Origin of the sequence: Arthrobacter sp. WCS2018Hpa-7, from assembly GCF_031843805.1 — a bacterium.
Classification (GTDB): domain Bacteria; phylum Actinomycetota; class Actinomycetes; order Actinomycetales; family Micrococcaceae; genus Arthrobacter.
In genome coordinates this window covers 1-20,038 of record NZ_JAVTJB010000002.1, presented here as the reverse complement: position 1 = coordinate 20,038, position 20,038 = coordinate 1, and the positions used below count along the sequence as shown (strand labels likewise).

17 protein-coding genes and 1 riboswitch are annotated in these 20,038 nt (G+C 64.1%); of the genes, 8 read left to right on the top strand and 9 right to left on the bottom strand.

What is annotated here, in order from left to right:
* Window positions 1-39 precede the first annotated feature (39 nt).
* The gene (locus RQH14_RS02690; RefSeq protein ID WP_024819844.1) at window positions 40-615 is read right to left on the bottom strand and encodes a helix-turn-helix domain-containing protein; all 576 of its coding nucleotides are present in this window, start codon (window positions 613-615) and stop codon (window positions 40-42) included.
* 266 nt (window positions 616-881) lie between these two features.
* Between RQH14_RS02690 and RQH14_RS02685 the strand changes: the two genes are divergently transcribed.
* Both RQH14_RS02685 and RQH14_RS02680 read left to right on the top strand, forming a co-directional pair.
* Window positions 882-2,417, top strand: a complete 1,536-nt coding sequence (locus RQH14_RS02685; protein WP_311211800.1) for a sodium:solute symporter — start codon at window positions 882-884, stop codon at window positions 2,415-2,417.
* A 203-nt stretch (window positions 2,418-2,620) separates the two neighbouring features.
* Window positions 2,621-2,740, top strand: a riboswitch (SAM riboswitch).
* 16 nt (window positions 2,741-2,756) lie between these two features.
* Window positions 2,757-3,065 carry a hypothetical protein gene (locus RQH14_RS02680; RefSeq protein WP_311211799.1) on the top strand — a complete coding sequence of 103 codons (309 nt, stop codon included), beginning with the start codon at window positions 2,757-2,759 and terminating at the stop codon, window positions 3,063-3,065.
* Here the strand turns inward: RQH14_RS02680 and RQH14_RS02675 are convergent.
* Window positions 3,062-3,259 (bottom strand): hypothetical protein, encoded by a 198-nt coding sequence (locus RQH14_RS02675; RefSeq protein WP_311211798.1) that lies wholly within the window; start codon window positions 3,257-3,259, stop codon window positions 3,062-3,064. The two genes, RQH14_RS02680 and RQH14_RS02675, sit on opposite strands and share 4 nt — an antisense overlap.
* A gap of 233 nt (window positions 3,260-3,492) precedes the next feature.
* On the opposite strand from RQH14_RS02675, the gene RQH14_RS02670 reads away from it, so the two are divergent.
* From RQH14_RS02670 to RQH14_RS02660, 3 genes are all read left to right on the top strand, one after another.
* Complete coding sequence (locus RQH14_RS02670; RefSeq protein ID WP_311211797.1) at window positions 3,493-4,665, top strand: VIT1/CCC1 transporter family protein; 1,173 nt, start codon at window positions 3,493-3,495, stop codon at window positions 4,663-4,665.
* Between the two features lie 84 nt (window positions 4,666-4,749).
* The gene (locus RQH14_RS02665) at window positions 4,750-5,649 is read left to right on the top strand and encodes a matrixin family metalloprotease (RefSeq protein WP_311211796.1); all 900 of its coding nucleotides are present in this window, start codon (window positions 4,750-4,752) and stop codon (window positions 5,647-5,649) included.
* Between the two features lie 109 nt (window positions 5,650-5,758).
* Window positions 5,759-6,721, top strand: a complete 963-nt coding sequence (locus tag RQH14_RS02660) for a matrixin family metalloprotease (RefSeq protein ID WP_311211795.1) — start codon at window positions 5,759-5,761, stop codon at window positions 6,719-6,721.
* Window positions 6,722-6,728: 7 nt separating this feature from the next.
* On the opposite strand, the gene RQH14_RS02655 is transcribed toward RQH14_RS02660, so the two are convergent.
* Complete coding sequence (locus RQH14_RS02655; RefSeq protein WP_311211794.1) at window positions 6,729-7,868, bottom strand: Rossmann fold nucleotide-binding protein; 1,140 nt, start codon at window positions 7,866-7,868, stop codon at window positions 6,729-6,731.
* 75 nt (window positions 7,869-7,943) lie between these two features.
* Between RQH14_RS02655 and RQH14_RS02650 the strand changes: the two genes are divergently transcribed.
* A complete protein-coding gene (locus RQH14_RS02650) occupies window positions 7,944-8,735 on the top strand; it encodes a gamma-glutamyl-gamma-aminobutyrate hydrolase family protein (protein ID WP_311211793.1) in 792 nt (263 codons plus the stop codon).
* A 121-nt stretch (window positions 8,736-8,856) separates the two neighbouring features.
* Window positions 8,857-11,778: a chitobiase/beta-hexosaminidase C-terminal domain-containing protein gene (locus RQH14_RS02645; protein ID WP_311211792.1), complete on the top strand. Its 2,922-nt coding sequence runs from the start codon at window positions 8,857-8,859 to the stop codon at window positions 11,776-11,778.
* 148 nt (window positions 11,779-11,926) lie between these two features.
* Here RQH14_RS02645 and sucD read toward each other — a convergent pair whose 3' ends face one another.
* The 5 genes from sucD to RQH14_RS02620 all read right to left on the bottom strand — a co-directional run bounded on the left by sucD (window position 11,927) and on the right by RQH14_RS02620 (window position 18,469).
* Entirely contained in the window at window positions 11,927-12,829 is a 903-nt protein-coding gene (gene sucD, locus RQH14_RS02640; protein ID WP_159703364.1) for a succinate--CoA ligase subunit alpha, read from the bottom strand.
* A gap of 12 nt (window positions 12,830-12,841) precedes the next feature.
* Window positions 12,842-14,011 (bottom strand): ADP-forming succinate--CoA ligase subunit beta, encoded by a 1,170-nt coding sequence (sucC, locus tag RQH14_RS02635; protein ID WP_089593935.1) that lies wholly within the window; start codon window positions 14,009-14,011, stop codon window positions 12,842-12,844.
* Window positions 14,012-14,264: 253 nt separating this feature from the next.
* Window positions 14,265-14,954: a hypothetical protein gene (locus RQH14_RS02630; RefSeq protein ID WP_311211791.1), complete on the bottom strand. Its 690-nt coding sequence runs from the start codon at window positions 14,952-14,954 to the stop codon at window positions 14,265-14,267.
* Window positions 14,955-14,991: 37 nt separating this feature from the next.
* Window positions 14,992-17,535 (bottom strand): DNA helicase PcrA, encoded by a 2,544-nt coding sequence (pcrA, locus tag RQH14_RS02625; RefSeq protein WP_311211790.1) that lies wholly within the window; start codon window positions 17,533-17,535, stop codon window positions 14,992-14,994.
* An 88-nt stretch (window positions 17,536-17,623) separates the two neighbouring features.
* Entirely contained in the window at window positions 17,624-18,469 is an 846-nt protein-coding gene (locus RQH14_RS02620) for an inositol monophosphatase family protein (RefSeq protein ID WP_311211789.1), read from the bottom strand.
* Window positions 18,470-18,502: 33 nt separating this feature from the next.
* On the opposite strand from RQH14_RS02620, the gene RQH14_RS02615 reads away from it, so the two are divergent.
* A complete protein-coding gene (locus tag RQH14_RS02615) occupies window positions 18,503-19,126 on the top strand; it encodes a hypothetical protein (RefSeq protein ID WP_311211788.1) in 624 nt (207 codons plus the stop codon).
* Here the strand turns inward: RQH14_RS02615 and RQH14_RS02610 are convergent.
* On the bottom strand, window positions 19,068-19,892 hold the full coding sequence (locus RQH14_RS02610; RefSeq protein ID WP_311211787.1) for a DUF998 domain-containing protein: 825 nt from the start codon (window positions 19,890-19,892) through the stop codon (window positions 19,068-19,070). The genes RQH14_RS02615 and RQH14_RS02610 overlap by 59 nt on opposite strands.
* Between the last annotated feature and the right edge of the window lie 146 nt (window positions 19,893-20,038).

Sequence of the window (20,038 nt, the reverse complement as noted above, 5' to 3'; positions counted from 1 at the left end):
CAAACATGGGCATTAACTGCCATCTCGCGGGGAGAAAAACTAGCGGCTTGCCGCCGGCACCAGCACCCAGAGCACTTCGACGGTTTCGTCCGTGGGGTTGATCCAGGTGTGCGGTTCGCGGCCGGGGAAGGAGAGTGTGTCCCCTTCTTCAAGGTCGTACTCTTCATTGGTCAGGATGAGCTTGATCCTGCCCTTGACCACGTGCAGGACATCGACGTCGCAGTCTACGGCGTAGAGCTCGTTCTCCCCACGGCCCCGCGGCTCTATAGTGGCCTGCAAAATCTGGAGTCGACGCTCTGAGCGGGCCGTCAGCAAACGCTCCACAATGCCCTGGCCACCCAAGGAGATGCGCGGACCGTCGTCGCGTTTGGTCAGGTGCGTTTCCGGGGCGGCGAACAAGTCGCCTACGGACACCGACAGGACCTGGCACAGGGTGACCAGAGAAGCGACCGACGGCGATGTCAGGTCACGCTCCACACGGCTGAGGAAGCCCTTGGTCAAGCCGGTAGCATCAGCCACTTGCTCGATGGTGAGGCGCTGCGCCTGCCGGGCTGCGCGGATTCTGGAACCGATGGCAACGGGAACATTGCTCGGTTCAACGGGGAGAGCCTTCATTCACGAACCTTTCAGGCCTGTCATGTGGCCCTGTCATTGGAGCAATAGTAGCCGGGAGACAGGCCAACAGGACCAGAATCCGCGGAACCATGACCAAAGCACCTTGACTGTTACTCCGATCACAACATATCCTCATAGGCAACAAGTGTTGTCTGTGAGGCACACAACACCTCCCCAATCTCCAACCATCAGCACAGAGACTTCGACGCTTCGCAGGAGTATCGTCGAAAACCCCAACCTCCGTGCATCAGCTCCAAGGACCGTTCATGGAATCTTCGGCTATTAACATCGCAATCGTGGTGGTGTACCTGCTCGCCATGCTGGCATTCGGCTGGTGGGGCAAGTCCCGCACCAAGAACAACAGCGACTTCCTGGTGGCCGGCCGCCGCCTGGGACCGTTCCTTTACACCGGCACCATGGCCGCTGTGGTCCTCGGTGGCGCTTCCACCGTGGGCGGCGTCGGCCTCGGCTACAAGTTCGGCATCTCCGGCATGTGGCTGGTGGTGGCCATCGGCTCAGGCGTGCTGCTGCTCAGCCTCCTGTTCGCCGGCACCATCCAGCGCCTGAAGATCTACACCGTCTCCCAGATGCTGAGCCTTCGCTACGGCAGCAGGGCCACACAGACCTCAGGCATCGTCATGCTGGCGTACACGCTCATGCTCTGCGCTACGTCCACCGGCGCCTACGCCACCATCTTCGTGGTGCTCTTCGACTGGGAACGCTGGCTGGCCATCGCCGTTGGCGGCGCGATCGTCCTGGTCTACTCCACCATTGGCGGCATGTGGTCCATCACCTTGGCCGACCAGGTCCAGTTCATCATCAAGACCGTCGGCATCTTCTTCCTGATGCTCCCGTTCGTCCTGAACGCTGCCGGCGGCATGGACGGCATCCGTGAGCGCCTCGACGACACCTTCTTCCAGATCGATGGCATCGGCGCCCAGACCATCATCACCTACTTCGTGGTCTACACGCTGGGCCTGCTGATCGGCCAGGACATCTGGCAGCGCGTCTTCACCGCCAAGACCCCCACGGTTGCCCGTTGGGGTGGCGCCACGGCCGGTGTCTACTGCATTCTCTACGGCATCGCCGGCGCCCTGATCGGCCTGGCTGCCCGCGTGGCCTTGCCGGATATCGACGTCGCCAACCTCGGCAAGGACGTTGTCTACGCAGAGGTAGCCACCCACATCCTGCCCGTCGGCATCGGCGGCCTGGTCATGGCCGCGGCTGTCGCAGCCATGATGTCCACCGCTTCCGGCGCCCTGATTGCCGCAGCAACGGTGGCACGTGCGGACGTTGTCCCGTTCGTGGCCAGCTGGTTCGGAAAGACCATCAACACCGATGACAGCGAAAATCCCGAGCACGACGTCAAGGCAAACCGCTACTGGGTTCTTGGACTCGGCATCGTGGCAGTACTGATTTCCATGGCAGCACAGGACGTGGTGGTAGCCCTCACCATCGCCTACGACATCCTGGTAGGCGGCCTCCTGGTAGCAATTCTGGGCGGCTTGGTGTGGAAGCGCGGCACGGGCATCGCCGCTGCGTGGTCCATGGCAGTGGGATCGGTGTTGACTCTGACGCTGCTGATCCTCTTCGCCGTGGGTGTCATTCCGAGTGCGGACGGCGTCTACGCCAACGAACCGATCTACTTCGGCCTCGCTGCCTCGTTCATCGCCTACGTCGTGATTTCACTGCTCACCCCGCCAACGGATCCCGCCGTCCGCGCGGCCTGGGATAAGCGCGTTGCAGGTGCCGTCTCTGAGGAACTCCCGCCTGAGGCCCACCCGGTCAGCAGCCACAAGTAACGCAACAAGCAACAGAGCAACGTTCGACGGCGGCGCCTCCCCTTTCCGGGGTGGCGCCGCCGTTGTTTTGTCCCCGCCGTTGTTTTGCCTCCGGGAACTGGGCGTTGCGTGGCCCGCTGTGCTCCCTAAAACCCCGCCAAAGCACGCAGAGCAGGCCTCACAACGGGAGGGGGTTGGGGTGCTGTGCTGTAGGGTGGTCCCAGCTTCAAGAGATGTGGTGCCAAGCTCCGACTGGCCACACACCAACCCCATGTTCACGGGTGGTTCGGATGAGGAAGCGGCCCGTCCCGGACCAGAGACAACCGAGCGGGCAAGAGCACTCCCCCAAGGAGCAGTCCCTTGCCATACCAAGGCGATACCACCCCGGCACCAAGCAGTCCGGCACCAAGCACCCCGGCACCAACAGCCACGCCCACAGTTGCGGTGATTCCCGCCGTCGACCTTTTCATGGGCACGGTCACCATCACCGCGAAGGCCGGAACCCGGCGGTTTGGACATCCCCAGCCGCACCTGATCGCGCAAGCGTTGGCCCGGGCCGTCCGTCCGACGCTCTGGTGTGAGTCGTCCAGGACACTCACGGTAACTGTTGCCGCCGTCGGCAAACGCGAGGGTGTGCGGCAGCACTACACCCTCTCCCGGGAGGACTAAGCCTGGATTTCCTCGTCCTCGTCGCGGAACTCTTCGGTTTCATCGATCGGGACCACGCGTTCGTCGTCCTCCGGGGCGTCCACTTCTTCCACCCAGGCCTCGTCCACTTCCTGGTCCTCTGCGTAGTCGTAGGCGGGATCCGACTCGATGGTTGCCCGGTCCGGGTGCTTGGCGTGTGATTCGGTGGTGTCCATGCTGCAACCTCCGTCTCGTGGGCGGCTCAAAGCCCAGTTGAACGTGTGCGGGGAGGGCCCCCGCCCCTGTCCTTCCATCTGAGCACCGGCTCAGTCGAGGGTCAAGGACGGCCGGAAATTACGGTGCACCGAACATTCCAGCTAAGGAATACCAGCCAAAAATCCGCGCGGATAAGCGGTAGTGTGGGGCGTGCAATGGGGCCGCAACTACCCCACCCAGCACAGGAGAGAAAGTGCAACAGCACCAGGAATCCCCCGGTTCGTCGAGCCCCGCTCCGGACCCCACCCCGGAATCGGCAGCCCCCGAAAACGACGTAACGCAACCGCCGCCGCCCTCGCACGCCGACATCCGCCGGTGGCGTCAGTACCTCGCCGATGAACGTGCCGAGGCCGCCGTCTACCGCGAACTCGCCCAGAGGCGCGACGGCGAAGAACGCCAAATCCTGCTGGCCCTTGCCGAAGCCGAAGGCCGTCACGAGGCCCACTGGCTCAAGCTCCTCGGTGAGCACGCCGGAATGCCCAAGGCCGCATCAACCCGCGGCCAGTTCCTGGGCTTCCTGGCCCGCAACTTCGGGTCCGTCTTTGTGCTGGCCCTGGCCCAACGAGCAGAGGGCCGCTCCCCCTACGGCACCGAACCCGCGGCAACAGCTGCCATGGTGGCCGACGAACAGATCCACGAAGAGGTGGTCAGGGGACTGGCCACCCGCGGCCGGAACCGGCTTTCCGGTACTTTCCGTGCCGCGGTCTTTGGCGCCAACGACGGTTTGGTGAGTAACCTCTCGCTGGTCATGGGCATGGCCGCCACCGGCGTACCCAGTCCGGTGGTGCTGATGAGCGGTGTGGCAGGTCTTTTGGCCGGCGCACTGTCCATGGGCGCCGGCGAGTACGTCTCGGTCCGCTCCCAGCGGGAACTGCTCAATGCGACCCTGCCAACGCAAGCCACCCTCACGGCTGCCCCGTCCTTGGACATCGAGCACAACGAATTGGTGCTGGTGTACCTCGCCCGCGGTATGACCCGCGAAGCCGCCGAGCACCGCGCCGCAGAGCGCATGGGCGTGTTCAGCTGCGACTGCGATCCCAGCCTCTCCTTGCAGCCTGAGAAACCTGCCACCGACGAGCACGAATCCGTCGGCTCCGCGTGGGGCGCCGCGGTGTCCAGCTTCTGCTTCTTCGCTTCCGGTGCGGTCGTTCCCATCCTGCCCTTTATCTTCGGCATGACGGGCTTTGCCGCCTTGATGGTGGCCGGTGTCCTGGTGGGCATCGCGCTTCTGGCGACCGGCGCCGTCGTGGGCTTGTTGTCCGGAACGTCGCCACTGAGCCGCGGGCTGCGCCAGCTCGCGATCGGCCTGGGAGCAGCGGCCGCCACCTACGGGCTGGGCCTGGTGTTCGGGGCAACCATCATCTAGTTTGGACGGCTCCCCCCGCAGCCCGTAATGTTGGTTCGTCCTCCGCGCTGCCCCGCGTGACCAGGGCGTGAGGAATGGAGAACCGTGGACTCGGAGCGGGAAACGCGTGCGCCCAAGCACCGGCGTGCCGGTACGGCCTGGCGCATTCTCCGTGGCGTACTGATGGCCGGAATTGCCGCTGTGGTGGCAGTGCTGGTCAGCGGATTCCTGCATGGAGACCCACGGATCACCGCCCTTTTCCCGGGTGTGAGCGTCCCAGGTGCCGCGCAGGACGGGCACCCCGGGCAGAAGCAAACGGCGCCTGCACGTGCAGCAGACGCCCCGCCGCCCGGAGTTGAGGAGGCGGACGCCCCGTTGGCCTCGCCGAAGGCGCCGGAAACTACCAACGGTTCGTATAAGTTCCTGGCCACCAACGACGACGGCACTCCGGTGGGGTACTCGCCATGCCGGCCGCTGCACTACGTGGTGAACAACGCATCCGCGCCGGAGGGTTCCGATGCACTGCTGGAGACAGCGATCGCCAATGTCTCCGCCGCTTCAGGGATCCAGTTCGTCAACGACGGCACCACCGACGAATTGCCGGTAGACCGGCGGGAGCCATACCAACCGGCCAAGTACGGCGACCGGTGGGCGCCCTTGCTGATTTCGTGGACCACGCCAGAGGCCGCGCCGGCTTTGGCGGACAAAGTCATTGGCACCGGCGGCAGCACCATGTACTCACTCAACAACGGACCCAAAAGCTACATCACGGGCAGCCTGGAGCTGGACACCCCGCAGGTCTCCGAACTGCTCGCTGACCCCGAAGGCGCCGACTATGTCCTGGCGGTCATGCAACACGAATTGGGGCACGTCATGGGTTTGGACCACGTGGAAGATCCGGTCCAGCTGATGTACCCGGAGATTGGGGCCCCTGACGGTCTAGCGGCCGGCGACCTGACCGGACTGCACCTCCTTGCCTCGGCCCCCTGCCGCGAGGATATCTAAGGGCCCGTTCAGTCCGCCATGGACTCGCGGCGGTACCGGACTTATGCTGTCGGGAACGGCCGACGACGGCGCCCCACCTCCCGTCGCAGCCTCCACGTCAGGGGGTTCCATGGAACCTTACGGGTCGCCCGAGTGGCAGGACCCCGATCCTTCCCGCCCCCATGATCCTCCGCATGGCCCCTACCGGCCCGAGGGAACGCTGGCACCGCCGGCCCGGCAACCGGCCACGCCACGGCCGCCCGTCAAGCACAGCAGCATCGCCGCCATCCTGTTCTTCCTGGGCATCCTCGCATTGGTGTGCGCGGGTGCGTATTTCAGCGGCGACCTGCAGCGGTTCCTGTACGGCTCCTCCGCCACGCAAAGCCAGGCACCCCGGCCCGGGTTGGTGCCGTTCGGGCAGCGCCAAGACCCTCTGCCCGGTCTGGAAGAAGCCGACGCGCCACTGGGAACTCCGGCACCGGTGAACCGGACCAGTACCTCGTACAAGTTCCTCGCCGTGAAGGAGGACGGAACGCCCCTGGCTTACTCACCGTGCAGGCCCATCCACTACGTGGTGAACGCGGATCTCGGGGATCCTTCCTGGCAGCCATTGGTGGACGAGGCCATTCGCCAAGCCAGCGTGGCCACCGGATTGAAGTTCGTCTACGACGGCCCCAGTTCCGAGGTCCCGTCCACCAACAGGCAGGGATACCAGCCCGCCAGATACGGTGACCGGTGGGCGCCCGTCCTGATCGCGTGGAGCACTCCGGAGCAGGTACCGCGCCTGACGGGCCAAACCGTGGGCTTGGGTGGGAGTTCCTCGATTGGCCTGAGCGATGGCTACAAAGCCTATGTCACCGGAACCGTGTCCCTGGACGCCCCGCAGTTCGCCGGCATCGTGGACACCTCCGAGGGCAAGGAGATCGGGGTAGCGGTGATCATGCATGAGCTGGGACACCTGCTGGGCCTTGACCACGTGGACGACCCCCGGCAACTGATGTTTGACCAGGCTTCCTGGGTCCGCCAGTACGCTGCAGGCGACAGGACCGGCTTGGCCCAACTCGGCTCGGGCCCCTGCAGCAAAGACTTCTAGCTGTGCCTCACGCGTGAGTGGAGACCACTGCGAGCGCCTCCTCCACGGTGTCCACCAGGAAGATCTTCTCCTCCATCGGTTTTCCCGCGGCGAGGCTCTGCAGCATCGGCCAGGCTGGGAGTGTCCGTTCCCAGTGTTCACGTCCCACCAGCACCATGGGACTGATGGTTTCGGGTGCTCCGTAGTAGTTCTCGCAGGCGTCCTGGAAGATCTCCTGCACTGTTCCTGCGGCGCCTGGAAGGAAGACGATCCCGCCGGTGCACAGTTCCAGCAGGATGGCTTCCCGGACGGCATTGGCGAAGTATTTGGCAATGTGTGTGGCGAACAGGTTCGGTGGCTCGTGGCCGTAGAACCAGGTGGGAATCCCGAGGGTCGCAGTGCCCTCCGGACAGCGTTCGACGACGGCGGCTGCTTGCCGCGCCCAGGCCGTCACCGAGGGCCTGAACCCCGGTACTTCGGCGAGGGTTTCCAGCGCGGCTGCAGCATCGGCGTCGGACGTTCCGCTCAGGTAGGCGCCCACGTTGGCTGCTTCCATGGCCCCGGGTCCGCCGCCGGTGGCGACAGCAAATCCTGATTGGGCGAGCAGCCGGCCCAGCCGTGCGGCGTCGGCGAAGTCGCTGGTGCCGCGCTGGGCGGCGTGTCCACCCATGACACCCACTACTTTGGCCCCGGAGAGTGCTCCGTGGTCCAGGAGTTCGTCCAGGGCGTCGCCGATTGCGTGGTCGTGCAGGGCTGCGGCGAGGGTGGCGTCCAGGCTTCCCCGCTGCCCGGGGAGGATGCTCCACTGGTAGACCCGGGTGTCGAGGGTTGTCTCGTACTCTGTGGAGGAGATGTCCGGGTAGAGTTCCGCTGCCGTGTACAGGCTGTTCCGGTAGGGGTCGAACGGCACGCCCTGCATCGTGGGAAAGATCAGCGCTCCACGGCGCCGCAGGCTCTCTTCCACACCCTCGTCGAAGGTACATCCCAGGAAGATCGCGCCCTGGGCGTCCAGGGACTTGAGCTCCCGTGCGTGTCCCCGCAGGTCCAGTGACTGCGCGTGCCAGCCATTCATGGACCCGGCTCCTGCGGTCACCAGATGGTGGAAGTGGACCACGCTTTCTATGTCGAGCGTCCGCGGGCTCGGGTTCAGGGCGCCGGTGCGATTCATGGTTTCAGCGTAGTATCGCCAAGGCTGTGACGCGGGCGTTTGCGCGCCGGGCTGCTGTCCAGTGCATCATGAAACATGAAGAGTTCAGAAGTTGCCCGTCCGCGCATCGGTGTTCCGGTACGCCTCAGCAGTTCGGACACCCCCGACGCCCGGGTGGGCGAAGCCAATCAGCTCTTCACCTTCATCGTGGACCTGCTGCGCGAGGCCGGTGCCCAGCCGGTCCTGCTGACGCCGGTTTCGGCGGACAGCGCAGGCCGCTTGGCTGCCGAGATGCAAATGCTCGACGGCGTGCTGCTCCCCGGCGGCGGCGACATCAATCCCCGCTTGTACGGCCAGGATCCCGAAGACTCCCTGTATGACGTGAACCAGGAGCAGGACCACCTGGACATGGACGTAGCCCGCGCTACCATCGACGCCGGCCTGCCCCTGCTGGGCATCTGCCGTGGCCATCAACTGCTGAATGTTCTGTACGGCGGAACGCTGACCCAGGACATGGCCCCGACCTCGGTAAACCACAGTGGCCTGGATCCACACGATCCCGCAGCCAGCGAGTGGTCCTGGCATGACGTCCAGCTCACCCCCGGATCCAAGGCTGCGGCCCTCTATGGCTCCCCCGGCGGGTCCACTGTCAAGGTCGCCTCGGGGCACCACCAGGCGGTGGCCAGGGTGGGCGAGGGATTGGCTGTCACGGCCATCGCCGCCGACGGTACGGTGGAAGCGCTGGAAGATCCATCCCGGTGGGTTGCCTCCGTACAGTGGCACCCCGAAGTTTCCCAGCTCGCCGACTCAGAACGGCTGGTGCCTTTCACTTCCTTTGTGGAAGTATGCCGGCACCCTATCCAGGCTCGTCCTGGTGGAGTACAGTAACGCTCACTGCATCGCTTTCAGCGTCATCGGAAGTTCAGCCAGTACCAACTTCATTCATCAAGGCGTCCAGGGGGCGTCGTAAGTTTGCCGGCTGGGGGGCCCAACATCTGCTCAAAGGAGCATGGTTGTGGACCGTCCAAAATACGCCAGTCGTCCTCTTCGTCCGAATAACCGCCATTCTTTAATAAAACGCATTCTGGGCCTTCTCCTGGGGCCCGCGTTGGTCATGGGCGGGTTCGCCCTCACCACCGCTGCTCCCGCTGCTGCTGCTGAACCGCCGTGCGCGGGCACGGGCGGCGCCATGCAGATCGTTGCCCACACTGATGATGACCTGCTTTTCCTCAGCCCGGACTTCATGCGAGATATCCAGGCGAAGCGTTGCGTTCAAACGGTGTTTGCTACCGCCGGCGAGGCAGGTGAAGGTGCCACCTACTGGCGCAGCCTCGAATCAGGGATCCAGGCCAGCTACGCCAAAATGGCCGGAGTATCGAACAGTTGGACGACCTCCGACGCCGGTGTACCAGGACGCCCGCTCACCCTGCGGACCCTCAACGGTGCCCCGAATGTCTCCGTGGTGTACATGCGACTGCCGGACGGCTTCCCCAATGGCTTGGGCAGCGCCGCGTACAACAGCCAGAGCATCCTCAAACTCTGGGACGGCCGGCTTTCCTCCATCCGCCCGGTGGACAACGCTGCTACCTTCACCAAGTCCCAGTTCCAGTCAGCGTTGAACCGGCTTGTGGCCAACTTCCAGCCCACCACCTTCCGCACCCAGGACTGGACCGGAAACTTCACCACCCCGTACGACCACAGCGACCACTGGGCTACCGCAAAATTTGCCCAGCTTGCCACCCGCAGCTACACCGGACCGCACACGTCCATGGCCTACGATGCCTACGTCATTGATGAATACGCCCAGAACGTGACCGGCGCTGAGCTCACCGCCAAGGTGGACACGTTTGTGCGATTCGCCGATTTCGACATGTACGTCTGCAGCAGCCCCGGTGAGGGCTGTCCGGATTCCCCTTATGACGAGTGGCTGAAACGGCAGTACATTACGGCCATCGAGTGGGTGGGCAACGCCGCCAAGTCCGCAGGAACCACCGTCACTGCGTCGTCGCAGAAGGCTGCGGCGCAAAGCCCTGAGAAGGTCCGTGACGGGTACCACTGGGGCGCTCCGATGGATGCAACCCGCGAATGGGTCTCAGCCGGGGAAAAAGCCGGCAGCTGGATCCAATACAACTTCACTCCCACCCGGACCATCAATGCGGTCACCCTGTCCGACCGGCCCCTCCTGACCGATCAGATCACCGGCGGCAACCTGCAGTTCTCGGATGGAAGCACTGTGGCGGTCCCGTCCCTGCCCAACAACGGATCGGGCCTCACCATCAAGTTTCCCGCCAAGACAGTGAGCTCGGTACGGCTCAACATCACCTCCGTCAGTGCCGGCACCACCAATGCCGGACTGGCCGAGTTCGAGGCCTACCTCGGCACCGATAACGTGGCCCCCGTGGTCACTGCGGCGCCCCCGGGTGGAACCTACGCGGCGGGCCAGGCCGTCACCCTCACCGCCAATGAAATGTCCACCATCTACTACACCACCAATGGAAGCACCCCCACCACGGCCAGCAGCAAATACACCGCTCCGCTGATTCTGAGCGGCCCGCTGACCCTGAAGTACTTCGCCGTGGACACCGCCAACAATTCATCGGCTGTGGTCACGCAGACCTACTCCACCGGCCCGGACGTCACCAAGCCGGTGGTCACGGCCAACCCCTTGGGCGGCCAACACGCAGCGGGCACCACCATCACACTGGCCGCGAATGAACCGGCCGAAATCCGGTACACCACGGACGGTACCGATCCCCTGACGGCCGGGCTCACCTACACCGCAGCAATCCCCTTCAACGGTCCCGGTCCCATGACGTTGAAGTACTTCGCCCGGGATACCGCCGGGAACGTCTCCGAGGTGGCCACCCAGACTTACACCGTGCCACCTGACACGACCGCTCCCACGGTCACGGCCAACCCCACCAGCCGAGCCCTGGCCAGCGGAGCCACCATTGCCCTGTCAGCGAACGAACCTGCCGCCATCTACTACACCACCAACGGCAGCACGCCAACGGCTACGGAATCAGCCACCAACATCAAGTACAACCCCGCCAATCCGATCGTCATGGGCGGCACCACCTTGGTGGTCAAGTACCTGGGTGTTGACACTGCCGGCAACACCTCGGCCGTGGGCACCCAGACCTACACCGTGCCGGCAGCCGGACCGCCGTCGGCCCATGATTTCAATGGTGACGGCCGGGCGGACGTGCTGGCCGCTGATACGGCCGGGAACTTGTATCTCTACCCCGGCAACGCCTCCGGCGGACTGGACACCAGGAAGATCGCCCTGGCCGCGCCAGCCTGGTCCACCGTCACGGACACCCTCACCCCCGGCGACTTCAACAAGGACGGCAAGCCCGACCTCCTGGCACGGGCGGGCGATGTCCTCTGGTTCTACCCCGGCGACGGTGCGGGCAGCTTCGGGGCACGGACCCAGGTCAGTACCGGGTGGAGCACCATGTCGCAGCTCTTCTCCCCCGGCGACTTCAGCGGCGATGGCATCCCCGATTTCATCGGCCGTCGAAGCAACGGCGAGCTCCGGCTGTACGAAGGAAACGGCACCGGAGGGCAGCGGACTCCCTACACGGTGGGCTGGGGCTGGGACGTCATGAACGCCATCTTCAGTACCGGCGATTTCAACGGCGACGGCAAGGGAGATGTACTGGCGCGCCGTACGGATACAGGCGCATTATGGCTGTATCCGGGCAATGGCACCGGGGGTTGGCTGCAATGGACGCAGATCGGGACGGGCTGGGGAACCCGCACTGCGGTGGCCGGGCCGCGGGACCTTGACGGCGACGGCAGGAACGACGTCGTGGGCCGCATCGGAGACACCTTGTGGCTGTATCCCGGATCGGGCGGCGGGACGTTCAGCAACGTACCGCCGGTCAGCCTCGGCACCGGCTGGCAGGCCTTGAAGATCATCGCCTAGCCGGCCCCATGAACCTGGCGCGGGTCGGAGTTTTCCCCCAGACTCTTCGGCCCGCGTCAGCCGCGTTAAAGTACGACGACGGCCCGGTACCTTCCGTGGGGAAGGCACCGGGCCGTCGTCGTACTTCAGGTGCCTTACGGCAGCCTAGCTAGAGCGTTGCGAAAACTTCACGCAGCAGCTTGGCGGTCTCGGACGGCGTCTTGCCGACCTTCACGCCAGCAGCTTCGAGAGCTTCCTTCTTGGCCTGTGCGGTGCCAGCGGAGCCGGACACGATGGCGCCTGCGTGGCCCATGGTCTTGCCCTCGGGAGCCGTGAAGCCGGCAACGTAGCCCACAACCGGCTTGGTGACGTTGGCCTTGATGTAGTCGGCTGCGCGCTCTTCAGCATCGCCACCGATTTCGCCGATCATGACGATTGCCTTGGTCTCGGGGTCAGCTTCGAACGCAGCCAGGGCGTCGATGTGCGTGGTGCCGATGACGGGGTCTCCACCGATACCGATCGCGGTGGAGAAGCCGAGGTCGCGGAGTTCGTACATCATCTGGTAGGTCAAGGTACCGGACTTGGACACGAGGCCGATGGGGCCCTTGCCCGTGATGTTCGCCGGGGTGATGCCCACCAGGGCTTCGCCCGGGGTGATGATGCCGGGGCAGTTCGGCCCGATGATGCGGGTGATCTGCTTGCCGTCAGCGTCAACCTTGGACTGGGCCAGTGCCCAGAATTCGGCGGAGTCCTGAACCGGAACGCCTTCAGTGATGACCACAACGAGGCCGATGCCGGCTTCGATTGCTTCAACAACGGCGTCCTTGGTGAATGCCGGCGGGACGAAGACGATGGAGACGTCTGCGCCGGTTTCAGCGATGGCTTCCTTGACGGTGCCGAAGACGTTGATTTCCTTGTCGCCGTGCAGGACCGTGGTGCCGGCCTTGCGGGCGTTGACGCCACCAACAATGTTGGTGCCGGCCTTGAGCATCAGGGCGGTGTGCTTGGTGCCCTCGCCGCCGGTGATGCCCTGAACGATGACCTTGGAGTCTTTGTTGAGGTAGATAGACATTGTCGCGTCCCTTTACTTAGCTGCGTTGGCGAGCTCGGCAGCCTTATCGGCGCCCTCGTCCATGGTGGCGGCCAGGGTAACCAGCGGGTGGTTGGCCTCGGTCAGGATGCGGCGGCCTTCCTCAACGTTGTTGCCGTCGAGGCGGACTACCAGCGGCTTGTTCGCGGAGGAACCAAGCTCAGCAAGTGCACCCACGATGCCCTTTGCCACGGCGTCACACGCAGTGATGCCACCGAAGACGTTCACGAACACGCTCTTGACCTGGGAATCGCCAAGGATGACGTCCAGACCGTTGGCCATGACCTCGGCGGAAGCTCCACCGCCGATGTCCAGGAAGTTGGCGGGCTTGACGTTGCCGTGGTTCTCACCTGCGTAAGCGACGACGTCGAGGGTGGACATCACAAGACCGGCGCCGTTGCCGATGATGCCTACTTCGCCGTCCAGCTTGACGTAGTTGAGGTCCTGGGCCTTGGCCTTGGCCTCGAGCGGGTCAGCTGCGTCCTTGTCTTCCAGCGTGGCGTGGTGCACGTGGCGGAAGTCAGCGTTCTCGTCCAGGGAAACCTTGCCGTCGAGGGCAACGATCTCGCCTGCACCGGTGCGGACCAGCGGGTTGACCTCAACCAGGGTTGCGTCTTCCTTCTTGAAGACGTCCCAGAGCTTCAGAATGACGTCGGCCACTTTGCCGCGCAGTTCTTCAGCGAAACCTGCAGCTGCGACGATCTCGTCGGCCTTTGCCTGGTCGATGCCCACAGCGGGATCGATGGCGATCTTGGCCAGGGCCTCGGGACGCTCGACAGCAAGCTGCTCGATCTCCATGCCGCCTTCTACGGAGCACATGGCCAGGTAGTTGCGGTTGGCGCGGTCCAGGAGGACCGAGAAGTAGAACTCTTCGGCGATGTCGGCGCCCTGGGCGATCATCACCTTGTTGACGGTGTGGCCCTTGATGTCCATGCCCAGGATGTTGGTGGAGTGCTCAAGTGCCTCTTCGGCAGTCTTGGCAACCTTGACGCCGCCAGCCTTGCCGCGGCCACCAACCTTAACCTGTGCCTTGACGACAGTTACGCCGCCGATCTTCTCGGCAGCTGCCTTTGCTTCTTCAGGAGTGTGCGCCACGATGCCGGCGAGCACGGGTACACCGTGCGCTTCGAACATATCGCGCGCCTGATATTCAAACAGGTCCACGGTTTAGTGTCCTTCTACGTCGAAGTAGTTTTCTGTTCAGCCGGGAACCGCGATGACCGCGATAGCCAGCTGCGGAAAGTACGCGGTAACAACCAGGATTGAAGCCGGTCACATTGCGTAAGGTCCTCTCGGAACTTTAGCCCTATGAGGAGTCCCGCCAGCTACACACTACCTGTTAAGTGAGTAACCTTACACTTCTATCGCCTGTAGAAAAACCGCAGAATGACGCGGTTTTTGGGCCATTCGACGTCCGTCATGAGGCCTGCTTAAGGTTCCCCGTGACTGTTTTGCCGCCGTCGGAAATCAGCTGGTACCCCTCGGGAGTCACGAAGAAAGCCACGCCACCGGAGACGTTTCCGCAGGCAACACCGCCGTTATAGGCAGAGCAGCGCAGCCCGTTGCGCTCGATGTTCTGCCCATCGGCCAGCTCCCGCAACTTGGAGATAGGCCCGTTGCGGCTGCCTTTGGGCCCGAACTCCGACTCCATTTGTGTTACGCCGGAACGACATGAGCCGTAGACGGCCTTGTCCGGCGAAAGGAGGACCGTGCCACCGAGGTAGCCCAGGCCCGTTCCGGCGCAGTCGTCGGCGATGTCGGCCAGGTCAGGCTTGGCATACTTCGCCAGTTCGCAATGAGCCACGGGAACAACTGCGAACTTGTTGTTGGCGGCGTCCGAGTAGGAGTTGGCCTCATAGGGCAGGTTGAGGTGCCCGCCCCGGGAGGAAGTCAGGGCGCAGACAATGTTCTTATCAGCCGTGACAAACGCAGTGACATCCTCGCCCGCAGCCAGGGTGGTCTGCTCGGTGACCGGAACCTGCTGTAACTGCTCCAGGGGCGCCAACGGGGCAGGAGGAACGTAGTCCGGATCCTCGGTGGCGAAGGAGCACCCTGTGGTCAAGACCAAGAGCGCGGCAGCAATAATCCCCAGAACAGTCCGTCGCATGCCACCAATTATGCCGGTAACCGGATGCCGGCGAAGATCAAGCGTCCAGTTTGGTCAGCGGCGCGTACCGCAACAGCAGGCGCTTCTCGCCGACGTCGAACTTCACCTTGGCCACTGTCTTATCGCCAGCGCCCTCGACGCCCAGCACCACGCCATTGCCGAAGCTCGTGTGGTTGACCTTGTCCCCCACCACCACTGAAATGACTTCTTTCTGCGGCTGCACCCTGTTGCGTGCGACGGCGGCAGGAACGTCGTCGTCGAACCCTGCAGTGGGGCTGGCGGCAGCACCGCGCGAGGTGCCGGCTCCCCAGAACGAACCGCCATAGCGATTGGAACCGATCGGGGCGCTGCCCCATCCGCCGGCCTGGCGGCTCATGCCTTCGCGCTTCCACTCCACCAGCTCGGAGGGTATTTCTTCGAGGAACTGGCTGGCAGGGTTGTACTGGCTTTGGCCCCACATGCTGCGGACTTCGGATCGCGTGACGTAGAGCCGCTTGCGGGCGCGGGTGAGGCCCACGTAGGCAAGGCGGCGTTCTTCCGCGAGTTCCTTGGGGTCTGTGGCCGATCGCTGGTGCGGGAAGATCCCGTGCTCCATGCCGGTCAGGAAGACCACCGGGAACTCCAGGCCCTTGGCGGTGTGCAGGGTCATGAGCGTGACCACGCCCATGCGCTTTGCCTCGGCCACGGCGGCGTCGATGTCAGCGCCGGGTGCATCCGGGATCTGGTCGGCGTCGGCTACCAAGGAGACCTGTTCCAGGAACTCGCCCAAGGAACCTTCCGGGTTGTCGCGTTCGTACTCACGGACCACGGCCACGAGTTCGGCGAGGTTCTCCACACGGGATTCATCCTGAGGATCACTACTGGCCCGCAGCCCGGCGAGGTATCCAGTCTGCTCCAGGACAGCTTCCAGTGCGGCAGCGGCACCGGAACCTGACGCGACCTCGGCGAGATCATCCATCAGCTTCACGAAGCCGAGGACCAGGTTGACCGAACGGCTGGCCATTCCGGGCGCTTGGTCCGCACGGCGGGCAGCAGCCATGAAGGAGGACCGCTCGCGTTCTGCCAAGGCAGCTACGGCGCCTTCGGCCCGATCACCGATTCCCCGCTTGGGTTCATTGAGGATACGGCGCAGGTTGACGTCGTCATCCGGGTTGACCAGGACGCGAAGGTAGGCCAAGGCATCCTTGATTTCCTTGCGTTCATAGAAGCGGGTGCCGCCCACGACTTTGTACGGCAAGCCCACCCGGACCAACACGTCTTCGATGGAACGGGACTGGGCATTGGTGCGGTAGAAGATGGCGACGTCGCCCGGACGGAGGCCGTCCTCATCCTGCAGGCGGTCGATTTCCTTGGCGATGAACTGGGCTTCGTCGTGCTCGTTCTCGCCCACATAGCCAACGATTTTTTCGCCATCGCCCTCCGCCGTCCACAAGCGCTTTTCCTGGCGGTTGGGGTTGCGGGAGATGACGGAGTTGGCGGCGCTGAGGATGTTCTGGGTGGAGCGGTAGTTTTGCTCGAGCTTGATGGTGCGGGCATTGGGGTAGTCGGCCTCGAACTCCACAATGTTGCGGATGTCCGCACCGCGGAACGCGTAGATGGACTGGTCGGAGTCGCCCACCACCGTCAGCTCGCTGGGTTGGACGCTGGTGTCAGTTCCCACTCCAACGATTTCCCGGACCAAAGCGTACTGGGCATGGTTGGTGTCCTGGTACTCATCCACCAGGACGTGACGGAATCGGCGTCGGTAGGACTCTGCGAGCGCGGGGAAGGCGCGGAACATGTAGACGGTCTCAGCAATGAGGTCATCGAAGTCCATGGCGTTGGCTTGGCGGAGGCGCTGCGTGTAGCCCTTGAAGACCTCGGCCACGGCGGTGTCGAAGGGGTCGTTGTAGTTGGCGGACGAGGCATGGGAATCGGCGTCGATCAGCTCATTCTTGAGCGCCGAGATCTTGTGCTGGATGGCCTTGGGCGCGAACTTCTTGGGATCGAGGTCCAGGTTCTTCGCTACCAGGGTGATCAGGCGCAGGGAATCCGCGGAGTCGTAGATGGAGAAATTCGAGTTCAGGCCCACCGTGGTGGCTTCCCTGCGCAGGATGCGGACACAGGAGGAGTGGAACGTGGAGATCCACATGGCCTTGGCCCGGCCGCCAACCAAGGCTTCGATGCGTTCCCGCATTTCCGCTGCCGCTTTGTTGGTGAAGGTGATGGCCAGGATTTCCCCGTGGTGTGCGCGCTTGGTGGCGATCAGGTAGGCGATCCTGTTACTGAGGACACGGGTTTTGCCCGATCCCGCGCCGGCCACGATCAGCAGGGGGCTGCCGGCGTGCTTGACGGCCTCTTCCTGCTGCGGGTTCAGCCCCTGCAGGAGCGCATCAGCAGACGGAAGTCCCGACCCGCCGGTGTTGCCCCATCCTCCCGATGCCGGGCCCGCCGCAGTGTCCGACGACCCACTGCTGCCCCCTTGGAGGCGGGCGCCGGCAGCGCCTCCCCCTGAGTGGGAAAGCTCCGGGGCAGCCTTGGCTGCGGCTTTGGTGCCTGCTTTGAAGGGTCCGTCTGCGTAGGGGTCAAACAACATATCCATGGTGCCTACCAGTCTAGGCGGTGGCCCCGACACAATAAGGCACCGGGTATCCGGCACCGGTCCATCGACGCTTCACACGCCTTAGCGACTAAGCAAACTGGGGAACCGAGGCCAGTGCGGCACTCAACTCGCGCACCGCCGTCGGGCCTCCAGCGACGAACCAGTTCAGTCCGTTGACCTTCACGACGGCGGTGTCCCCGCCTGCTGCGCGGACGATCGCTTTTCCGGGCAGCCAGTCCCATTCCGGGCAGCTGTGCTGGAACCAGCAGCCGAGTTCGCCGTCGGCTACGCGGCCGAGGTCGCACGAACCCGAGCCGAACATGCGCAGGGACGCCGCGGTGACCGCAGCGGCGTGCCACGGCATGGCCGCGCGGGGATCCGCCAGCCACGTGGGGTGGATGTAGGTGGCCGCGCTGATTTCTCCCACGGCGCGATCGCCCGAGCCGGAGATCGGTTCGCCGTTCAACGTCGCGGGGTGTTCTTCCCCGCCGAGCCACAGCTTGTCCAGCTCAGGCTGGTAAATGGCGCCGAGCAGCACCTCCGGATCGGCAACGGGGTTGGTCCCGTCCTCGGAGCCGTCCCGCTTGAGGGCGATCGCCGAGCACCAGTAGGTGGATCCGTGCAGGAAGTTGTAAGTGCCGTCCACGGGATCGATCACCCAGGTCCGGCCGCTCGTTCCCGCCACCGACGCACCTTCTTCGCCGAGGATGCCATCCTCGGGCCGGCAGCGCCGCAACTGTTCCAGGACGTAGGCCTCGGCGGCGTGATCGGCTGCAGTGACGACGTCGGACACTGAGGTCTTGCGTTCGCCCTGCAGGCCGCCCATCCGCATGAGCAGCGCCAACTGGCCTGCCTCACGGACCAGCGCGCTGGCCAGTTGGTAGTCATTCAGTGTTGGATCGAGTTCAGTTGCTGTGTGCCTGCCGGTGGTCATGGTTCCAGCTTATGTGGACGGATAATGAATGACATGGCCAAGACACCAGCCCAGCGCATCAAGAAGCACGGAGCAAAGGCAGTGGTTCCCGATCACACACTGCCTCCCGTGATCAACACCACCACCCAGCGGACACCGCAAAAGGCGCAGAGCAACTCCAAGCTCATCGTGATCGCGGGCGTGGTGGCCAGCCTGTTCCTGTTCTGGTACCTGCACTTGCTGACGTTGAACCAGATGACCCAGCTCTCCGGCGGCTTGGCTATGCCGGATTCATTGATCGGCGGATTCTCGCAGGAATACGTCGGCCAACTCCGCGAGGCCATGGACGAATCCGCGCGCGGCCAGCTGAACTACGTGCATAAGACCGCAGGCACATTGTTTCCCCTGATTTTCGGGTTCAGCTGGCTCCTGCTCATCGGCACCAACGTGGCCCGGAAGTCATGGCGTTGGGCTATGTGGGCGGCTCCCATGCTGTTCGCCGTGGCTCATCTGTGGTCCAACGTCGCCATCGATTCGATGTTGGCGTCGGACGCGCCCGACGCCGGTTCGGTGGCTTTGGCGTCCGGCCTCACCATTGCGTCGTGGGTACTGTTCCTGGTCAGCCTCGCGTGCGGCGTGCTGGCTGTTTTCCTGGGCCGGAAGAGCGCAAAGCCCTGACGGCTTTCCTTTGCTTCGTCACGCGTCGTGCCACCACAAGGCCCACCATGGATAGCCCCATGATGATCGGATAGGCCATGGTGCGTTCGATCGCGCCCGGCTCCTCCACGCGCAACCCCACTGCGAGGATGTAGATGGTGGTGCCCAACGACACCGCACCGCAGACAAGGACAAACCAGGACATCTGCGTATGCCTGCGCCACACGACGCCCAGGACCGCCAAGGACAGTGGGCCGGCGATGAAATACATGCCGGCGCCGACCAGATGCAGTGCCAGGTCCGTGTCCTCCGGGACCAGTCCAACCATTGCCTGGCCAATGCCCGCCACGAAGATCAGCACCCGCACCGCCCCGGCCGCGATCCAAGGAAAAGACTCGGCCGTCCTTTGGGATTCCGAGGCCATCCGGGGAGTGATAACACGCGCGCCAGGCTGGGCTGCGATGGACAACACGGCCGTATTCACCAACACGGCGCCCAGAATCATGGCTACGCCCTGAAGCACGAACGAAACATTCATCAACCAATTGAGCGGGGAGCAGACTTCGTACCCATTGAAGGGTCCACAGTGGGCCGCGCCGAGATCGCTGATGACGTGGGCCCGCCGTTCATAGCCCGGGCTGCCCAGCCAGGCGGCTATCGCAACGGCTTCCACAATGAAGTAGTGGATGGGCGTGATCGCTGCCCATCCCCCAACCAGCTCGCGTCTCCCGGCGAGGTCGGGCAGAAGCCCGCGGTCAGTGCCGCGCGGACCAGCCGCCGTCGTCATAGCGACAGGATAGCCCTCGCGTTCACGCGGCGCACCAGTTGTTCGCCAGAGCCGCACCACTACGCGCCAAACGCACCACTCGTGCGCCAACGCCGCACCACTACGCGCCAAGCGCACCAGAGCTTACGGGCGCAATCGGCGCCAAC

Bases quoted from the DNA above. Each gene is read 5' to 3' on its own strand.
- RQH14_RS02690 (WP_024819844.1), bottom strand. From the start codon at position 615: ATGAAGGCTCTCCCCGTTGAACCGAGCAATGTTCCCGTTGCCATCGGT.
- RQH14_RS02685 (WP_311211800.1), top strand. From the start codon at position 882: ATGGAATCTTCGGCTATTAACATCGCAATCGTGGTGGTGTACCTGCTC.
- RQH14_RS02675 (WP_311211798.1), bottom strand. From the start codon at position 3,259: ATGGACACCACCGAATCACACGCCAAGCACCCGGACCGGGCAACCATC.
- RQH14_RS02660 (WP_311211795.1), top strand. From the start codon at position 5,759: ATGGAACCTTACGGGTCGCCCGAGTGGCAGGACCCCGATCCTTCCCGC.
- RQH14_RS02655 (WP_311211794.1), bottom strand. From the start codon at position 7,868: ATGAATCGCACCGGCGCCCTGAACCCGAGCCCGCGGACGCTCGACATA.
- RQH14_RS02650 (WP_311211793.1), top strand. From the start codon at position 7,944: ATGAAGAGTTCAGAAGTTGCCCGTCCGCGCATCGGTGTTCCGGTACGC.
- RQH14_RS02645 (WP_311211792.1), top strand. From the start codon at position 8,857: ATGGTTGTGGACCGTCCAAAATACGCCAGTCGTCCTCTTCGTCCGAAT.
- sucD (WP_159703364.1), bottom strand. From the start codon at position 12,829: ATGTCTATCTACCTCAACAAAGACTCCAAGGTCATCGTTCAGGGCATC.
- RQH14_RS02630 (WP_311211791.1), bottom strand. From the start codon at position 14,954: ATGCGACGGACTGTTCTGGGGATTATTGCTGCCGCGCTCTTGGTCTTG.
- pcrA (WP_311211790.1), bottom strand. From the start codon at position 17,535: ATGGATATGTTGTTTGACCCCTACGCAGACGGACCCTTCAAAGCAGGC.
- RQH14_RS02620 (WP_311211789.1), bottom strand. From the start codon at position 18,469: ATGACCACCGGCAGGCACACAGCAACTGAACTCGATCCAACACTGAAT.
- RQH14_RS02615 (WP_311211788.1), top strand. From the start codon at position 18,503: ATGGCCAAGACACCAGCCCAGCGCATCAAGAAGCACGGAGCAAAGGCA.
- RQH14_RS02610 (WP_311211787.1), bottom strand. From the start codon at position 19,892: ATGACGACGGCGGCTGGTCCGCGCGGCACTGACCGCGGGCTTCTGCCC.